The organism is Curtobacterium sp. Leaf261 (assembly GCF_001422205.1).
Lineage (GTDB): Bacteria > Actinomycetota > Actinomycetes > Actinomycetales > Microbacteriaceae > Curtobacterium.
In genome coordinates this window covers 191,143-207,313 of sequence record NZ_LMMJ01000010.1, presented here as the reverse complement: position 1 = coordinate 207,313, position 16,171 = coordinate 191,143, and the positions used below count along the sequence as shown (strand labels likewise).

At 69.6% G+C, this 16,171-nt stretch carries 14 protein-coding genes and 1 tRNA gene; 7 read left to right on the top strand and 8 right to left on the bottom strand.

Going from position 1 to position 16,171, the window contains the following annotated elements; all coding sequences use genetic code 11:
- Nucleotides 1-52: 52 nt before the first annotated feature.
- Together ASF23_RS14290 and ASF23_RS14285 are read right to left on the bottom strand one after the other, a co-directional pair.
- A complete protein-coding gene (locus ASF23_RS14290; protein ID WP_055955040.1) occupies nt 53-829 on the bottom strand; it encodes an SDR family NAD(P)-dependent oxidoreductase in 777 nt (258 codons plus the stop codon).
- A gap of 27 nt (nt 830-856) precedes the next feature.
- Complete coding sequence (locus ASF23_RS14285) at nt 857-2,200, bottom strand: MFS transporter (RefSeq protein WP_055955038.1); 1,344 nt, start codon at nt 2,198-2,200, stop codon at nt 857-859.
- 408 nt (nt 2,201-2,608) lie between these two features.
- Here ASF23_RS14285 and ASF23_RS14280 point away from each other — a divergent pair, with 408 nt between their 5' ends.
- The 4 genes from ASF23_RS14280 to ASF23_RS14265 all read left to right on the top strand — a co-directional run bounded on the left by ASF23_RS14280 (nt 2,609) and on the right by ASF23_RS14265 (nt 8,153).
- Nucleotides 2,609-3,628 carry a LacI family DNA-binding transcriptional regulator gene (locus ASF23_RS14280; protein ID WP_055955035.1) on the top strand — a complete coding sequence of 340 codons (1,020 nt, stop codon included), beginning with the start codon at nt 2,609-2,611 and terminating at the stop codon, nt 3,626-3,628.
- 509 nt (nt 3,629-4,137) lie between these two features.
- Nucleotides 4,138-5,664: a multiple monosaccharide ABC transporter ATP-binding protein gene (gene mmsA / locus ASF23_RS14275; RefSeq protein ID WP_055955524.1), complete on the top strand. Its 1,527-nt coding sequence runs from the start codon at nt 4,138-4,140 to the stop codon at nt 5,662-5,664.
- Nucleotides 5,661-6,959, top strand: a complete 1,299-nt coding sequence (gene mmsB, locus ASF23_RS14270; protein ID WP_055955032.1) for a multiple monosaccharide ABC transporter permease — start codon at nt 5,661-5,663, stop codon at nt 6,957-6,959. Before mmsA ends, mmsB begins: the two co-directional genes overlap by 4 nt.
- A gap of 99 nt (nt 6,960-7,058) precedes the next feature.
- Nucleotides 7,059-8,153, top strand: coding sequence for a substrate-binding domain-containing protein (locus ASF23_RS14265; RefSeq protein ID WP_055955030.1), 1,095 nt, complete (start codon nt 7,059-7,061; stop codon nt 8,151-8,153).
- A 243-nt stretch (nt 8,154-8,396) separates the two neighbouring features.
- Here ASF23_RS14265 and ASF23_RS14260 read toward each other — a convergent pair whose 3' ends face one another.
- The 3 genes from ASF23_RS14260 to dcd all read right to left on the bottom strand — a co-directional run bounded on the left by ASF23_RS14260 (nt 8,397) and on the right by dcd (nt 9,987).
- Nucleotides 8,397-8,747: a HepT-like ribonuclease domain-containing protein gene (locus ASF23_RS14260; RefSeq protein ID WP_055955028.1), complete on the bottom strand. Its 351-nt coding sequence runs from the start codon at nt 8,745-8,747 to the stop codon at nt 8,397-8,399.
- On the bottom strand, nt 8,744-9,244 hold the full coding sequence (locus tag ASF23_RS14255; protein WP_200919370.1) for an XRE family transcriptional regulator: 501 nt from the start codon (nt 9,242-9,244) through the stop codon (nt 8,744-8,746). Before ASF23_RS14255 ends, ASF23_RS14260 begins: the two co-directional genes overlap by 4 nt.
- A gap of 155 nt (nt 9,245-9,399) precedes the next feature.
- On the bottom strand, nt 9,400-9,987 hold the full coding sequence (gene dcd, locus ASF23_RS14250) for a dCTP deaminase (protein WP_055955024.1): 588 nt from the start codon (nt 9,985-9,987) through the stop codon (nt 9,400-9,402).
- A gap of 200 nt (nt 9,988-10,187) precedes the next feature.
- Here dcd and ASF23_RS14245 point away from each other — a divergent pair, with 200 nt between their 5' ends.
- Nucleotides 10,188-12,251: a cytochrome c oxidase assembly protein gene (locus tag ASF23_RS14245; RefSeq protein ID WP_055955021.1), complete on the top strand. Its 2,064-nt coding sequence runs from the start codon at nt 10,188-10,190 to the stop codon at nt 12,249-12,251.
- 220 nt (nt 12,252-12,471) lie between these two features.
- Here the strand turns inward: ASF23_RS14245 and ASF23_RS14240 are convergent, their stop codons facing one another.
- Both ASF23_RS14240 and ASF23_RS14235 read right to left on the bottom strand, forming a co-directional pair.
- Nucleotides 12,472-12,819, bottom strand: coding sequence for a hypothetical protein (locus tag ASF23_RS14240; protein ID WP_055955018.1), 348 nt, complete (start codon nt 12,817-12,819; stop codon nt 12,472-12,474).
- Nucleotides 12,809-13,861 (bottom strand): DUF6177 family protein, encoded by a 1,053-nt coding sequence (locus ASF23_RS14235; protein ID WP_055955015.1) that lies wholly within the window; start codon nt 13,859-13,861, stop codon nt 12,809-12,811. The genes ASF23_RS14240 and ASF23_RS14235 overlap by 11 nt, the downstream gene beginning before the upstream one ends.
- A gap of 322 nt (nt 13,862-14,183) precedes the next feature.
- Here ASF23_RS14235 and ASF23_RS14230 point away from each other — a divergent pair.
- Nucleotides 14,184-14,254, top strand: a tRNA-Gly gene (locus ASF23_RS14230).
- Nucleotides 14,255-14,346: 92 nt separating this feature from the next.
- Nucleotides 14,347-14,895, top strand: a complete 549-nt coding sequence (locus ASF23_RS14225; RefSeq protein WP_055955011.1) for a GNAT family N-acetyltransferase — start codon at nt 14,347-14,349, stop codon at nt 14,893-14,895.
- A gap of 26 nt (nt 14,896-14,921) precedes the next feature.
- Here the strand turns inward: ASF23_RS14225 and ASF23_RS14220 are convergent, their stop codons facing one another.
- Nucleotides 14,922-16,085 (bottom strand): N(5)-(carboxyethyl)ornithine synthase, encoded by a 1,164-nt coding sequence (locus tag ASF23_RS14220; protein WP_055955008.1) that lies wholly within the window; start codon nt 16,083-16,085, stop codon nt 14,922-14,924.
- Between the last annotated feature and the right edge of the window lie 86 nt (nt 16,086-16,171).

Below are 16,171 nucleotides of genomic sequence, written 5' to 3'. Positions count from 1 at the left end.
TCTCTGGTCGGGGGTCGTGTGCGTGGGTCGTGGAGGCGGGTCGTTGCTCGGCTCAGCGCACGAGGTAGCCGCCGTCGACGGTGAGCGTGTGGCCGTTGACGTAGTCCGCCGCACGGGAGGCGAGGAACACCGTCGCGCCCATCAGGTCTGCCACGTCGCCCCAGCGTCCCGCCGGGATGTGGTCGAGCACGCGCTGGTTCGTCTCCGGGTTCGCCCGGGTCTGGGCGGTGATCGCGGTCGCGAAGTACCCGGGGGCGATCGCGTTCACCTGGACGTTGTGCTGCGCGAGCTCGTCGCAGTACGCCTTCGTGAACCCGACGATCCCGTGCTTGGTGGCGGCGTACGCCGGGGACCACTGGCCGCCGAGGAACGCGAAGAGCGACGCGATGTTGATGATCTTGCCCGAGCCCTGCGCGACGAAGTGCCGTGAGACCGCGTGCCCGAGCGCGAACGGCGCGGTGAGGTTCACCGCGATCATCGGGTCCCACTCGGCGCGGCCGAACTCGTCGACCGGGGCGAGCTTGCAGATGCCGGCGGAGTTGACGAGCACGTCGAGGCCGCCGAGCCGCTCGACGCAGGTGTCGAGGATGCGGGCCGGGGCGTCGTCCGCCGTGAGGTCGATCTCGAGGAACTCGTACCGCCGGCCCTCGGCCTCGACGAGCGCGCGGGTGGTGCCGTCGTCGTCGACGACGCTCGGCACGAACACGTCGGCACCGGCCTTGGCGAGGGCGAGGCTGAACGCCTGCCCGAGGCCGGAGTTGCCGCCGGTCACGACGGCGACCTTGCCGGTGAGTGAGAACAGGTCCATCGAGAAGTCGCGGATGTCCATGGGGTGCTGGTCCTTTCGAGGGTGGGGTCAGGAGGTGGTCGCCTCGCCGGCGACGGCCGGCGGACGGACGGGATCGGACTGGAGGGACGGTGCGGCGCCGCCACGCGGGTCGCGTCCGGCGCGGATCAGCTCCCGGCGACGCGTGCGCATGGTGAGCGTCGTGAGGACGACACCGAGGAGGGCGACGACGACGAGGAACGCGAACATCGTCGTGAACCCACCGCCCTGCTGCGGCACACCGTTGTCCGGGTCGCCGATCCACCAGGACGCCAGTGTCGGCAGGAACGCGTCGGGCAGGAACGCGAGCCCGGACGCGAGGCCGATGACCCCGCCGCGCTGGGCCAGCGGGATCTCGAGCTCGCCGACCGACGCGAAGTAGACGCCCCGCGCCGTGAACACGGCGATGCAGAGCACGATCATGATCGCGATGGCCACCCAGACGAGCGAGGGCGTGGTCGGCAGCACGAGGAACCCGGCGGCGGAGACCAGCGCGACGACGAACGTCCACCGCAGGAACCGCGGCGTCGAGTGGGTCACCTTGTCGACGAGGACACCGCCGACCGGTCCGCCGACGAACTGGAACACGTACGTCCGGAACACACCGATCACACCGATGAGGCCCGCCGCCACCCCGAACCCGTGCTGCAGGAGCGGGGTCAGGTACCCGAGCGTGGTGTAGAAGCAGTACATCAGCATGACCGTTCCGCCGATGTACCAGGTGTACTTGTTCCGCGCGGCCGCGGCGAGTTCCCGGATGGTGACCGTGGTCCGCTCGGCGGCGTCGAGCCGAGCCCGGTCCTGACGCACGACGACGAGCACGAGCACCGCGAACACCAGGCACAGCACCCCGTAGATGCGGATCAGGGTGAGCACGCCGTCCGCCGCCACGACCGCCGATGCGACGATCGCCGCACCGACGAACCCGATGAGCGTCGAGGTGAGCCCCCGCGTGCCCTCGAGGAACCCGAACAGACGACCCTGCTCGTCGGCGCTGCCGAGCATGCCGATCATCTTCACGAGGGCCGACCAGTAGAGCCCCATGCCGAGCACCGCCATGGCGACGTGCGCGGCGATCACACCGCCCTCACCCGGCGCGGTCGCGAGGTACAGGTCGACGACGCCCATGCCGGCGAGCGCGACGACGATGAGGGTCTTCGGCGAGAACCTGTCGGCGAACCACCCGCCGCAGAAGTACATGACGACGGCGACCGCGCCGAAGATCGACGTGATCTCGCCGTAGCGCTGGATCGTCAGGCCGAGTGCGTGCGCGGTGTCGGCGAGGAACACGAACCGGATGTACGCGACCTGGAAGATCACGCCACCGGTCATCGACAGGACGAGGAAGCTCGTCAACCTGCGGGCCTTGCTCACTGGAGCCACTCCTTCGTGGACGTGGACGGACGACGACGTGGAGGCCCCACGGCGCACAAAAAAAGAGAACAGGGGCCTGGAGCACACCGCGGATGCGGTTGCTGCAGGTCACTGTTCTCTGAGGTCTGATCGTGACTGCCGTCGGCCCGGGATGGTGTCCGGGCGACGGCCGATGTTCGGTTGTGCGGACGAGTGTAGCGGCTGTCCGGCGCGCTGACATCCACGCGGCATGGGTGACCGTCGCGACCCTCGCCTGTCCCGGCGTGGTCGCGGGACGCGCTGGGAGACGGGGCTCCCGGAGGGATCGGCTGGCGCTCGGCCCGGAACCGTGCATAATGATCTGGCCCGGATGTGAACGTGCACATCGGCGTGATCAGCGTTGTCACACCGGGCGGAGAGAAGTTGGCAATGGCGACGTCCAAGGCGCAGAAGTCCCGCGCGCCGAGCATCCGGGACGTCGCCCGCATCGCCGGTGTGTCACACCAGACGGTGTCCCGCGTCCTCAACAACTCCGACGCGATCCGTGATGCGACGCGCGACCGGGTCGTCGCCGCGATGGAGGAGCTGCAGTACCGGCCGAACCGCGCGGCGCGGGCCCTCGTCACGAACAGCTCCAAGACCATCGGCGTCCTGACGGCCCGCCGGGAGCACTACGGCCCCGCGGCGACGCTCCAGGCCATCGAGGACGCAGCCGTCCGACGCGGCTACACCGTCACCACGTCGAACCTCACGGACGCCACGGACGCGGCGGTGCGCGCCGGGCTCACGCACCTCCTGGAGCAGGACGTCGAAGGGATCGTGGTGATCGCCCCGCAGCAGCGGGTGTTCGACATCATCGCCGAGCTCGGCGTCCGCATCCCCTACGTGACCCTCCGGACACGGGTCGGCGAGGACCCGTCCGCGCTCTGGGTCGACCAGATGAGCGGCGCACGGCTGGCGACCGCACACCTGCTCGACCTCGGGCACGAGCACGTCCGACACCTGGCCGGCTCGCGGGACTCCCTCGAGGCGGACGCCAGGATGCAGGGGTTCCTGCGCGAGATGTCCGACCGCGACATGCCCGTGTCGCCCCCGATCCTCGGTGACTGGACGGCGGACTTCGGGTACGCCGCCGGCCGCGAGCTGCTCCGCTGGCGGGACTGCACGGCCGTGTTCTGCGCGAACGACGCGATGGCGCTCGGGGTCATGCACGCGGCACGGTCGTACGGGCTCGACGTGCCGGGGGACCTGTCCGTCGTCGGGTACGACGACATCCCCGAGGCGCAGCACTTCTGGCCGCCGCTGACCACCGTGCAGGTCGACTTCGCCGAGCTCGGGCGGCGGTGCGTCGAGCTCGTGCTGCCCGACGGCGAGGACCTCCGGCCGGTCGACATCGTGCCGCAGCTCGTCGTCCGCGGGTCGACGTCCGCGCCGCGCACCCGCGCCTGACCCGCGTCGCACCGCGCCTGACCCGCGTCGCACCGCTCTCTGGGCGAGACGCCGCTCCGCAGGGCGGTGTCTCGTCCGGACGGCGGTGCCGTTCCGCGCGGCGGTGCCGTGCTGACCGCGCCCCGCGCCGGGGGCGACCTGCGCGTCGGACTCGTGCCGTCCCTCCAGTCCGATCCGGCACCCCGACCGGTCGCGTGGGCGCGTCCCGCGTGCGGATTCCGGCGGTTCACCGCATGACGGGCCGCCGTTACCAAACCGCGACCCTGGGGAATTGACAGTCTCCGGCAACCTGTGCGTAATATTGCCCCCGTTCCACCCGATGTGACCGTTCACATCCCGTGGCACATCGGACGCGACAACGGAGTCCACACAGCGTGCTGTGCCTGCTCCGGTGACGCGATCACCACCCGGAGGACTGCCGGACCGGCAGGAGGAGATGCACTGTGGCGTCAGACCCGATCGACCCGAACGCGACGCGTTCGCTCATCGCACCCGAAACGATCCTCGAGATGCGATCGATCACCAAGGAGTTCCCCGGCGTCAAGGCGCTGTCGGACGTGTCGATCACCGTCCGCGCCGGCGAGATCCACGCGATCTGCGGTGAGAACGGTGCCGGCAAGTCGACCCTGATGAAGGTCCTCTCGGGCGTCTACCCCTACGGCACCTACGCCGGCGACATCGTCTTCGAGGGCGAGGAGATGCGCTTCTCCGGCATCAAGCAGTCCGAGGCCGCGGGCATCGTCATCATCCACCAGGAACTCGCGCTCATCCCCGAGCTGAGCATCACCGAGAACCTGTTCCTCGGCAACGAGCCGAGCCGCTTCGGCGTCATCGACTGGACCGGTGCCCAGCTCCGCGCCCAGGAGCTCCTGGCCCGCGTCGGCCTGTCCGACGACCCCGACACGCAGATCAAGAACCTCGGTGTCGGCAAGCAGCAGCTCGTCGAGATCGCCAAGGCCCTGCACAAGAACGTCAAGCTGCTCATCCTCGACGAGCCCACCGCAGCGCTCAACGAGAACGACTCGCAGCACCTGCTCGACCTCATCGTCGGCCTCAAGTCCCGCGGCATCGCGAGCATCATGATCAGCCACAAGCTGAACGAGATCGAGCAGATCGCCGACGACATCACGATCATCCGCGACGGCAAGAGCATCGAGACGCTGAACGTCCGGGCCGACGGCGTCAACGAGGACCGGATCATCCGCGGGATGGTCGGCCGGTCGCTCGAGTCGCGGTTCCCGGACCGCACGCCGAAGATCGGGGAGACCTTCTTCGAGGTCCGCGACTGGACCGTGCAGCACCCCGTCGACGCGTCGCGACTGGTCTGCAAGAGCGAGAACTTCTTCGTCCGCCGCGGTGAGATCGTCGGGTTCGCCGGCCTCATGGGCGCCGGACGCACCGAGCTGGCGATGAGCATCTTCGGCCACTCGTACGGCAACTTCATCGGCGGCGAGATCATCAAGGACGGCCGCGAGATCAAGGTCAACAACGTCCAGCAGGCGATCGACAACGGCCTCGGCTACGTCAGCGAGGACCGCAAGGCCCTCGGCCTGAACCTGCTCGACACCGTCAAGCGCTCGACCGTCTCGGCCGACCTCAAGAAGATCTCCAACCGCGGTGGTGTGGTCGACTCGCTCGAGGAGTACGACGTCGCCGAGAAGTACCGGAAGCTGCTGCGGACCAAGGTCCCGTCCGTGGAGGACAACGTCGGCAAGCTCTCCGGCGGGAACCAGCAGAAGGTCGTCCTGTCGAAGTGGATGTTCACCGACCCCGACCTGCTGATCCTCGACGAGCCGACCCGTGGCATCGACGTCGGCGCCAAGTTCGAGATCTACGGCATCATCCAGCAGCTCGCGGCCGAGGGGAAGGGGATCATCCTCATCTCGTCGGAGCTCCCCGAGCTCCTCGGCCTCTCGGATCGCATCTACACGATCTTCGAGGGCGCGATCACCAACGACGTCCCCGCCGCAGAGGCGGACCCGGAAACCCTCATGCGCAGCATGACCTCAGCGCGGAAGGGCGCACTCACCTCATGAACAACCTCAAGCTGCTCTTCGGCAAGGGCAACACGATCGGCTCCTACGGGATGATCATCGCGCTCATCGCGATCATCATCATCTTCGAGTTCACGACCAAGGGTCTGACGCTCGAACCGACGAACGTCATCAACCTGTTCCTGCAGTACTCGTACATCCTGATCCTCGCGCTCGGGATGGTGATGGTGATCATCGCCGGCCACATCGACCTGTCGGTCGGCTCGGTCGCGGCGTTCGTCGGCATCATCGTCGCCCAGTCGATGGCCCAGTGGAACTTCCCGTGGTGGCTCGCGATCATCTTCGGCCTCGTCGTCGGAGCCCTCGTCGGCGCCTGGCAGGGCTTCTGGGTCGCGTTCGTGCGGGTCCCCGCGTTCATCGTGACGCTCGCCGGCCAGCTGATCTTCCGTGGTGCGAACCAGATCATCGGCAACTCGACGTCGGTCCCCGTGCCGAACGACTACTCCCAGGTCGGCGCCGGCTTCCTGCCCGACTTCGGTCCGGACTTCGGTTTCAGCAACGGCACGCTCCTGCTCGGGCTCATCACGGTGCTGGCACTCGTGTACATCGAGTTCAACAACCGGCGTCGTCGTCACAAGATGCAGGCCGAGGTCCCGCCGGTGTGGGTGTCCGTCGTCCGCACGGGTGTGCTCGTCCTCGTCACGATCGCCGCGACCTACCTGTTCGCGACCGGCAACGTCGGCACCTCGATCCCGATCGTCGCGATCATCCTCGGCGTCCTGACCATCGTCTACGGGTTCGTCACCCGCAACACGATCTTCGGCCGCCAGGTCTACGCGGTCGGTGGCAACTCGAGCGCCGCTGTCCTCTCCGGGGTCAGCGCTCGTCGCGTCAACTTCTTCGTGATGATGAACATGTCGGTCCTCGCCGCCATCGCCGGCATGGTGTTCGTCGGGTACTCCGGCGCATCCGGCCCCGCCGACGGCACCGGCTGGGAGCTCGACGCGATCGCCGCCGTGTTCGTCGGTGGTGCCGCGGTCGCGGGTGGTGTCGGAACGGTCACCGGGTCGATCATCGGTGGTCTCGTCATGGCGCTCCTCACGAACGGCCTCTCCCTGATGGGCATCGAGTCGAACAAGGTCCAGATCATCCGTGGTCTCGTGCTCCTGGTCGCCGTCGCCTTCGACGTCTACTCGAAGTCGCAGGGTCGCCCGTCGCTCATCGGCGGCATGATGCGGCAGTTCCGACGGCAGGACGCCGCCACGGGACCCGCGGTCGACACCGGCCAGCCGCAGTCCATCGACGACACCAACAAGGAGAAGGTCACGCTCCCGTAGCGCTGCTCCTTCCCCTCCCCCACCACTTCACACTCCCCAACACCCCGGGGAGGGCTGCACCGCCCTCCCCGTCTCCCTCAACGAAGAGAAAGCAATCACATGCGTAAGAAGATCCTGGTCGGCGCGAGCGTCGTCCTCATCGCAGGCCTCGCCCTCACCGGCTGCTCGTCGCGCGGCGGCTCCGGCTCCGACTCGGGCGCCTCGATCAAGAAGGGCGACACCATCGGCGTCGCGCTCCCCGCCAAGACCTCGCAGAACTGGGTCCTCGCGGGCGCAGCGTTCAAGAAGTCGATCGAGGCCGCAGGCTTCAAGGCCGACATCCAGTACGCCGCCGCCACCGGCACCGTGTCCGACCAGCAGGGTCAGATCTCGGGCATGGTCACCAAGGGCGACAAGGCGATCATCATCGGCGCCGCCGACGGTTCGCAGCTCGGTACGCAGGTCAAGGCCGCCAAGACCTCCGGCGCGACCGTCATCGCCTGGGACCGCAACATCCTGAACACCAAGAACGTCGACTACTACGTCGCGTTCAACAACTACAAGGTCGGCCAGCTGCAGGCCAACGCGCTCCTCGACGGCCTCAAGGCCAAGAAGAGCTCCGGCCCGTACAACATCGAGCTGTTCGCCGGTTCCCCCGACGACGCCAACGCGACGGTGTTCTTCAACGGTGCGATGAGCGTCCTCCAGCCGAAGATCGACGACGGCACGCTCAAGGTCGTCTCCGGCCAGACCACGTTCAAGCAGGTCAACACGCAGGGCTGGCTCGCGCAGAACGCCCAGTCGCGCATGTCCGACATCCTCACGAAGTCGTACACGGACACCGACCTCGACGGGGTCCTCTCGCCGAACGACACCCTGGCCCGCGCGATCCTGACCGCCACGAAGGCAGCCGGCAAGTCGAACCCGGTCATCACCGGTCAGGACTCCGAGACCGCGTCCATCCCGCTCATCATGAACGGCACGCAGTACTCGACCATCTACAAGAACACCACGGAAGAGGCGCAGGCCGCCATCGACCTCGTGTCCGACCTCGCTGCGGGCAAGACCCCGAAGACGACGAAGGACAAGAACAACGACAACGGCGCGAAGATCGTCCCCGCGGTCGAGCTCACCCCGATCCTCGTCACCAAGGAGAACGCGGTCGAGGCGTACAAGGGCAACGACACCCTCGAGGCACTCGCCAAGCAGGGCTGATCCCCGCTCGCTGAGCACACCCTCCACGAAGGCCCCGTCCGCATCCTGCGGGCGGGGCCTTCGCCATGCGCGCGGCGGTGGTGGCGCGCGGTGCGCGTGTCGGCCGCGGTGTGCGCGATGCGTGCGTCGGCCGCGGACCTCGCGGATGTCCCGGACTGGAGGGACGACCCACCCCCGCCCCGCCGGTCCAGTCCGCCACCGGTCCGGTCCGCCACCGGCCCGGGCCGCCACCGGTCGGACGCGTCAGACGGACGCCGCGACGAGTCGGTCGACCGCGGCACGGAGTCGGGGGACGTCGACCCTGGCCGTCTCGAGCACGAGGGCACGACCAGTGTCGAACGAGCGGCTGGTCAACCGCGCTCCGAGCTCGGCGACGTGCCGCCACGGGATCGTCGGTTCGTGCGCCAGGATCCGCTCGGGCAGCGCGCCCACGGCGATGCCGATCTCGACGAGCCGCATCCGGACCGCGTCGTAGCGCAGCATCTCCCGCGTCGACGACCACTCCCGGTCCTCCCCCAGGGCGACGTACTGTTCGATCGCCGCACACGCGGCGCGGATGTCGTCGAGTCGTTCACGGGGAGCGCGACGGCTCACAGGGCGATCGCGTCGGCCAACGCGTTCCTCGCCGCCCCGCCGGACAGCCCGTCCGCGCAGACGACGTCCACGCGGACCCCGAGGATCTGCTCGGCCGTGTCCTGCATCTCCATGAGGGCGAAGAGACCGGCGCCGGCGTCGAGGTCCACCATGAGGTCGACGTCACTCTCGGCGGTGTCGTCCCCGCGAGCGACGCTGCCGAACAGCCGCACGTTCCGACCGCCGAGCCCCTCGAACGCCGCGATGACCTCGTCCCGCCGCTCCCCGACGAGGTTGCGGAGGGGCTTCCGCTCGGGTCGGGGGTGCAGCACGACCTCGGGCTCGAACCCTGCCGCGACGAGCAGCCGATGGAGGACCGCGAACGACGGCTCGCGCCGGTTGTTCTCGTACGTGCTGATGACGCTCTGGGTGACCCCGGCCCGGACGGCGAGCTCCACCTGGGTCAGGTTCGCCCGCTGTCGAGCGGTCCGGAGCAGGACCGCAGCACCGCTGTCCACCCCGTCACACACCACCACCCCCGGTGATGGACGACGATCGTTCGGACCATCTCGCATCTGGCACCTCCGCATCGCGATCCGCTGAGTATATGCCGTCTGAGATTTCGTACACAATGCGTGTGACGTGGGCCCTCACGCGATGGCGTGACATCGGCTCAGTCGCGCGCCGAGACGTCCGTCCGCAGGAAGTTCTGCGCCGACCGCGATGCCGTCGGACCACGCTGTCCCTGGTACCGCGACTGGTACTCGGCCGATCCGTAGGGCTTGTCGGCCGGGCTCGAGAGCTGGAAGAAGCACAGTTGGCCGATCTTCATGCCCGGCCACAGCATGATCGGGAGCGTCGCGACGTTGCTCAGCTCCAGGGTCACGTGGCCGGAGAACCCGGGGTCGATGAAGCCCGCCGTAGAGTGCGTGAGCAGACCGAGGCGTCCGAGCGAGCTCTTGCCCTCGAGCCGCGCGGCGACGTCGTCGGGCAGGCTCACGACCTCGAACGTCGAGCCGAGGACGAACTCCCCGGGGTGCAGCACGAACGGCTCGTCGGCCGGGGTCTCGACCAGGTGCGTCAGGTCGGGCTGGTCGACGGCCGGGTCGATGTGCGGGTAGCGGTGGTTGTCGAACAGCCGGAAGAACTTGTCGAGTCGCACGTCGATGCTCGACGGCTGGACGAGCGACGGGTCGTACGGGTCGAGCCCGATGCGGCCGGCGTCGAGCTGGGCGGTGATGTCGCGATCGGAGAGCAGCACGATGCGATCCTACGGGCGCAGGCCGTCGTCGGACTCGTCGCGATGCCGGGCCGCCGGTTGCGCACCGGGCTCGCTCCGGGCCTCCCGGCCGAAGCGGCTCCGCTGTGGAGGACCGAAGGCTGCCCACCGGGCTCCCACCGGGCCTCCCGGAAGACGGACGTACCATGGGGAGACCGATCCCGATCCTGTCGAAAAGTGCGATGACCGTCACCTCTCCGTCCGCCGCAGCACCGCCGTCGACCGCGCCGGAGGATCCCGACGGCCCGGTCGTGGCCGCGCGGACCTCGACGGTCGCGACAGTCCTCGTCGTCGCACTCCCCCTGGTCGTCGCGTTCGCCGTCCTCTCGATGGTGTTCACCGGTGCGTTCACGGCGAACCGGGCACTCGTCGACGCCGGCGACCTCGTCGTCGACGGGCTCCCGATCGCCCGCGCCGTGCACGACGGCATGGCGGCACTCACCGTCGGGCTGCTCATCGTCGCGGCGTTCGCGCTCCCCGCGCAGCGGAAGGACCCGCGCGGGATGTCGCGGGTGCAGCAGCAGGCGGTCCGCTGGGCAGCCGTCTCGGGGTCGATCTGGTTCCTCGCCGCGGTCGTCGGGATCGTCCTCACGGGGGCGAACACCCTCGGCGTCCCGCTCACCAGCCCGGTGTTCGCGCGGAACTTCATGCTGTTCGCGTTCCAGGTCGAGATCGGACAGTCCCTCGTGGTGTCCGCGGTCGGCATCCTCGTCGCCGCGGTGGTCGCCGCGTTCGCCACCCGGGTCACCACGATCGCCGTCGCGACCGTGTCCGCCCTCTTCGCGCTGCTGCCCCTGGCGCTCTCCGGGCACGCCGCCGGATCGCTCGAGCACGCCAACGCGGTCAACTCGCTCGCGTTCCACCTGATCGGGGTGTGCGTGTGGGTCGGTGGCCTGGTCGCGGTCCTCCTGGTCCGCAAGGGCACCCGGGGCGCGACCGGCCGGGTCGTCGCGCGGTACTCGACGCTCGCCGGCTGGGCGTTCGTCGCGGTCGCGTTCTCCGGCATCATCAACGCGTCGCTCCGGATCACCGGCCCGCTCGACCTCGTCACCACGACGTACGGGTGGCTGATCACCACGAAGGCCGTCATCCTGATCCTGCTCGGGATCGCCGGCATCGTCCAGCGCCGGAAGCTCGTCCCCGGGCTCCTCCGCGACCCGCTGAACCGCCGGCTCTTCGTGCGGTTCGCCCTCGCCGAGGTCGTCTTCATGGCGGTCGCGATGGGCATCTCGGTCGGGCTCGCCCGCTCCCAGCCGCCCGTGCCGCAGACGCCGGAGACCGGGGCGGACACCCGCGACGGCCTCATCGGGTTCACCTTCCCCGCGCCCCAGACCTTCGGGCGCTTCCTGACGGCGTGGCAGATCGACTGGGCGTGGCTCGCGATCGCCGTCACGATGGGCGCCTGGTACCTGTACGCCGTCCGCAAGCTCCGGAAGCGCGGGGACGCCTGGCCCGTGCACCGCACGATCTGCTGGTTGCTCGGCTGCCTGCTCTTCATCTGGTTCACGAGCGGTGGGCCCGCGGTCTACGGGATGATCCACTTCTCGAGCCACATGATCCAGCACATGGGCCTCATGATGTTCGTGCCGCTGCCCCTGGTCCTCGGGGGGCCGGTCCTGCTCGCACTCCGCACGCTGCCCGTCCGGAACGACGGCAGCCGAGGCTCCCGCGAGTGGCTCATGCTGTTCGTGCACTCGCGGTACATGCAGTTCATGGGCAAGCCCGCGGTGGCCGGCGTGATCTTCGCCGGGTCGCTCATCGTGTTCTACTTCACCCCGGCGTTCCAGTACGCGCTGCAGTCGCACGAGTGGCACGTCGTGATGGTCGTGCACTTCGTGCTGAGCGGCTACCTGTTCTTCTGGGTGTTCATCGGCGTGGACCCCGGCCCGAAGCGCCCCGCCTACCCGATCCTCATCATCGCGCTGCTCGCGACGCTGGCGTTCCACGCGTTCTTCGGGGTCGCCGTGATGACGAGCGAGTCGGTGTTCGCGGTGGACTGGTACCACGCGCTCGGACAGACGAACGACGCCGGACTCCTCGCCGACCAGCACACCGGCGGCGGGATCGCCTGGGGCGCGTCCGAGCTGCCGATGGTGCTCGTCGCGCTGCTCGTGGTCCGGAACTGGATCACGAGCGACACCCGGGACGCCAAGCGGCTCGACCGTCAGGCGGACCGTGACGGCGATGCCGAGCTCCGGGCGTACAACGACCGGCTCTCGGCGATGAACGGCGGGCGGGGCGAGTAGTCCCGCGTTGGCTGGGGCCTCCGTCGCCCTGGCAGACCCGCCGCCGATCTCGTCGCTTTGCCCGCAAACCGACCGACTCGGGCGAATCCACCGCCGATCTCGTCGCTCCGCCCGCAAACCGACCGACTTGGGTCGGGTCGGGTCGGGTCGGGTCGGGTCGGGTCGGGTCGGGTCGGGTCGGGTGAGCGGGTAGCCCACAGCGACGAAGCGCAGGCGGCGCTCAGTCCCCGTGCACCACGCACACCGCGTCGAGCACGGCAGCCGCCGCCATCGCCGCCTCGATGCCGTCCTCGCCGTCCGGCCCGAACGGCGTCACCGTGTCGGCCCACCACAGCGGTGTCGACACCACGGGCGCGTCGGGCAGGATGCGCTCGACCTCGTCCGACGAATCGATCCGGTGCACCCCGAGCACCGTGATGACCGGGTGGTCGGCGTCGCGACAGACCTGCATGATCGTGCCGTCGTCGAGTGCGCGGACACCCCAGCCGTCCTCGTGCAGGACCAGCGCCTCGGCGACCTCGCGCACGTCGACCGGACCGCGGCAGAGCAGCGTCACGTCACGGGGCACCGAGGCCTCCGAACGCCGATGTGCCGTGGTCGTCGGGCGCGCCGTCCGCGGCAGCCTCGTCGAGCGGGGCACCACCGACGAGCGCCACGAACCGGTCCTCGTCGATGCGGTCGAGGAACGACTCGAGGGCGTTCCACCCGTCGTCGAACCGGACGAGCAGTCCCTCGTGGTCGTGCTCCCCGAACAGCTCGGTCCTGGTCTGCGGCGGCGGCCAGACCCCGGCGCGGTCGAGGAACCGGCTCGCCTCCGGCCCGACGACGACCGCGGCCGGCGTCGGTTCCCCGTAGGAGACCGCGCGGACCATGTGGTCGGCGTCACCGCGGCGCTCCATCACGACACCGAACACCGGGACGACGTCGTCGGCCACGTCGCGCACGGCGTCGAGCACGCCGTCGACGCCACCGGCCGGCGCGGTGAGGATCGCAGACACCGTCTCGATGACGAACCCGTCGGTCATGTGTGCCGTCATCGTCGCGGACATGCCCTCGCCGATCGCGTACGAGGTGCTGACGTCCGGCGCCTCGTGCTTGGCGTACTGCGTGACCACCCATCGGTCCCACGGCACACTGAGTGGCTCGCCGGTCCCCCAGCGCGTCGGGACGCAGCCGGCCGCGGCGCAGAGGGCCTCGATCGCACCGCCGATGCCGACCTCGCGGTCCGGATGGTGTCGGAGCGTCAGGTCGATGCTGACCTGCTGGACGGCATCCGCCGCGACTCGGTGCTCCGGCGACGGGACACCGTGCAGCTCCGGACCGCTGGCGATGAAGTCCTCGATCGAGCCGGCGGCGACCCCGGTGCGGCCGTCGCGCATCGACCCGTCGAAGTCGGTCACGACCCACGCGGCACCCGTGGCGCCGAGCGCGTGACGGAGCGCCGGGGTGAGCGACGCCTCGGCGCCGGTGCGGAGCACGACGAGGCGTCCGGCTGCGGCTGCCCTGGTGAGGAGCGAGGAGAACGCGTCCGTCAACCAGACGACGCTCGAGGCCGACTCGACGACGATCGCGGACCCGACGACGTCGTCGATGAGGGGATGTCTGACCATCGCTGCTCGCCTCCCGGGATCGGCGGGGATTCGCCGGGAGGATGGCTCGTCGTCCGCGGCGGTGTTGCTCGGTCCTCCTGGACGGTACACACGTGTCCGACAGGTGTCCGGCAGCGGTCGTGGCTCCCAGCGGACCGGCAGGCGGGGTGCCGGACGCGACCGTCCGGGCGGCGAGCGCGTGGGGCGGACCGGTACCGGGCCTCCCGTCCGCCGCGGTGCGGCAGCACACGGACTGGAGGGTCGGTGCGCGTCCGGCGGGCGGCGAGCGTCGTGTGCGGAGCACCTCCGGCATCCGGTAGGGTGGTTGCAGCCTCCGGGCGACGCGAGTGTAGTTCAATGGTAGAACTCCAGCTTCCCAAGCTGGTAGCGCGGGTTCGATTCCCGTCACTCGCTCTGTGCTGGTCTGCTCGGCCTTCGGCCGATGCGTCGTGCGGTGGGGCTTCCGGAGACAGGCGCCGGTCGATCGCGGGGATCTGGAGGCTGCTGTGTTCTCTCTCGACATCGCCGACGGGGTGGTGCTCCGGCCGCTCGAGGTCTGGCACGCACCCGCCTTCGCTGCGCACATGGACCGCGCGCGCGAGCACATCCGCCCGTGGGTCGGCCCGGCCTTCGTCACCGACACCGAGGACGGCGCCCGGGCGACCATCCGCCGGTACGCCGACACCGCGGCCGCCGACGGTGCCCGGCTCTACGGCCTCTGGGACGGCGACACGATCGTCGGCGGCGTGATGTTCGTGACGTTCGACGCAGCCTGGGGCACAGCCGAGGTCGGCTGCTGGCTCGAACCCGGCGCCGAGGGTCGCGGACTCGTCACCCGGTCCGTCACGGCGCTCCTCGACTGGGCGTTCGACGTCCGGGGACTCACCCGGGTCGAGTGCCGCTGCCGGTCCGACAACGCGAGCAGCGTCGCGGTCGCCGAACGCCTCGGGATGCACTCCGAGGGCATCGCGAGGAGCGCCTGGGTGTTCGCGGGCACCCGGTACGACAAGCAGGTCTTCTCGGTCCTCCGCGACGAGTGGCGCGACCGGGGCTGATCTGCCCCGCCCCCGTCGGTCACACGTCACGCGGGCGGGTAGGGGTACTCGTCCGAGCGGTCCTGGAACCGGAGGATCGCCTCGTTCCGGACCTGGCCGCCATCGATCTCGATGGACCGCCGGACGGTCTCGGACTCCGCCCACGACGACGGTCCCTCCATCACGGTCCGGAGGAACGGCAGGAGCGCCTCGCTGATCTCCCACGTCGCCGAGTTCCAGAGGAGCGACGGGCTGTGGTCCACCGAGTAGTAGTTCGTCGTCTCCCCGACGGTGATCATCGGCTCCGCGAACGTCGTCGTGTGCGCCCAGCTGAACCCCATGCCCTCGTCCGCGGACACGTCCACGATGAGGCTGCCCGGCCGGAAGGCGGCGAGGTCGTCGAGCTGCAGGTAGGTCTTCGGCGCGTTCGGGTCCTGGAGCGTGCAGTTCACGACGATGTCGTTCTCGGCGAGGTACGCCTCGATCGGCACGGGACCGTCGGGCCCGAACACGGTGCTCCGGGACGGGTCGTCCGGGTCCTGCTCGAAGGTGATGATGTCGACCGAGGGGATCGGGGCGCTGACGGCGGCGATGTCCCGCTGGGTGAGCACCCGGACGTCGTGCACACCGTGTGCGTTCAGCGCGGTGACGGCCCCGCGCGCGGTGGCCCCGAAGCCGATGACGACCGCGGTCAGCCGACGCCCGTAGTCACCGGTCGACCCGCACAGCTGGAGGCCGTGCAGCACGGAGCAGTACCCCGCGAGCTCGTTGTTCTTGTGGAAGACGTGCAGCCCGAAGCCGCCGTCGGACTGCCAGTGGTTCATGGCCTCCCACGCGATGAGCGTGAGGCGCTTGTCGATCGCGAGCTGGGTGATCGCGCGGTCCTGGACACAGTGCGGCCACCCCCAGAGGACCTGGCCGTCACGGAGCTCCTCGAGGTCGGCGGCCTGCGGCTTCGGGAGCAGCACGACGTCCGAGTCGGCGATGATCTCGCTCCGGTCGGCCATCGCCCCGACGAGCGGTTCGAGCTCGGCGTCCGCGATCCCGAACCGGAGTCCGTACCCGCGTTCGAGCACCATGGCCGCGCGGAGGTCGGCGTCGATCCGCTCCAGGTGCGCCGGGTGGATCGGCAGGCGTTTCTCGTCGACCTTGCGGGACGTGGCCAGCACGCCGAGGCGGAGCAGCGTGTGCGGTGACGTGGTTTCGGTCATGCTGCACTGTACGGCGCGTCGTGCGGGTGGCGAGCGACGGACGGACTGGAGGGACGGTGTCAGCTGGCACCGTCCCTCCAGTCCGT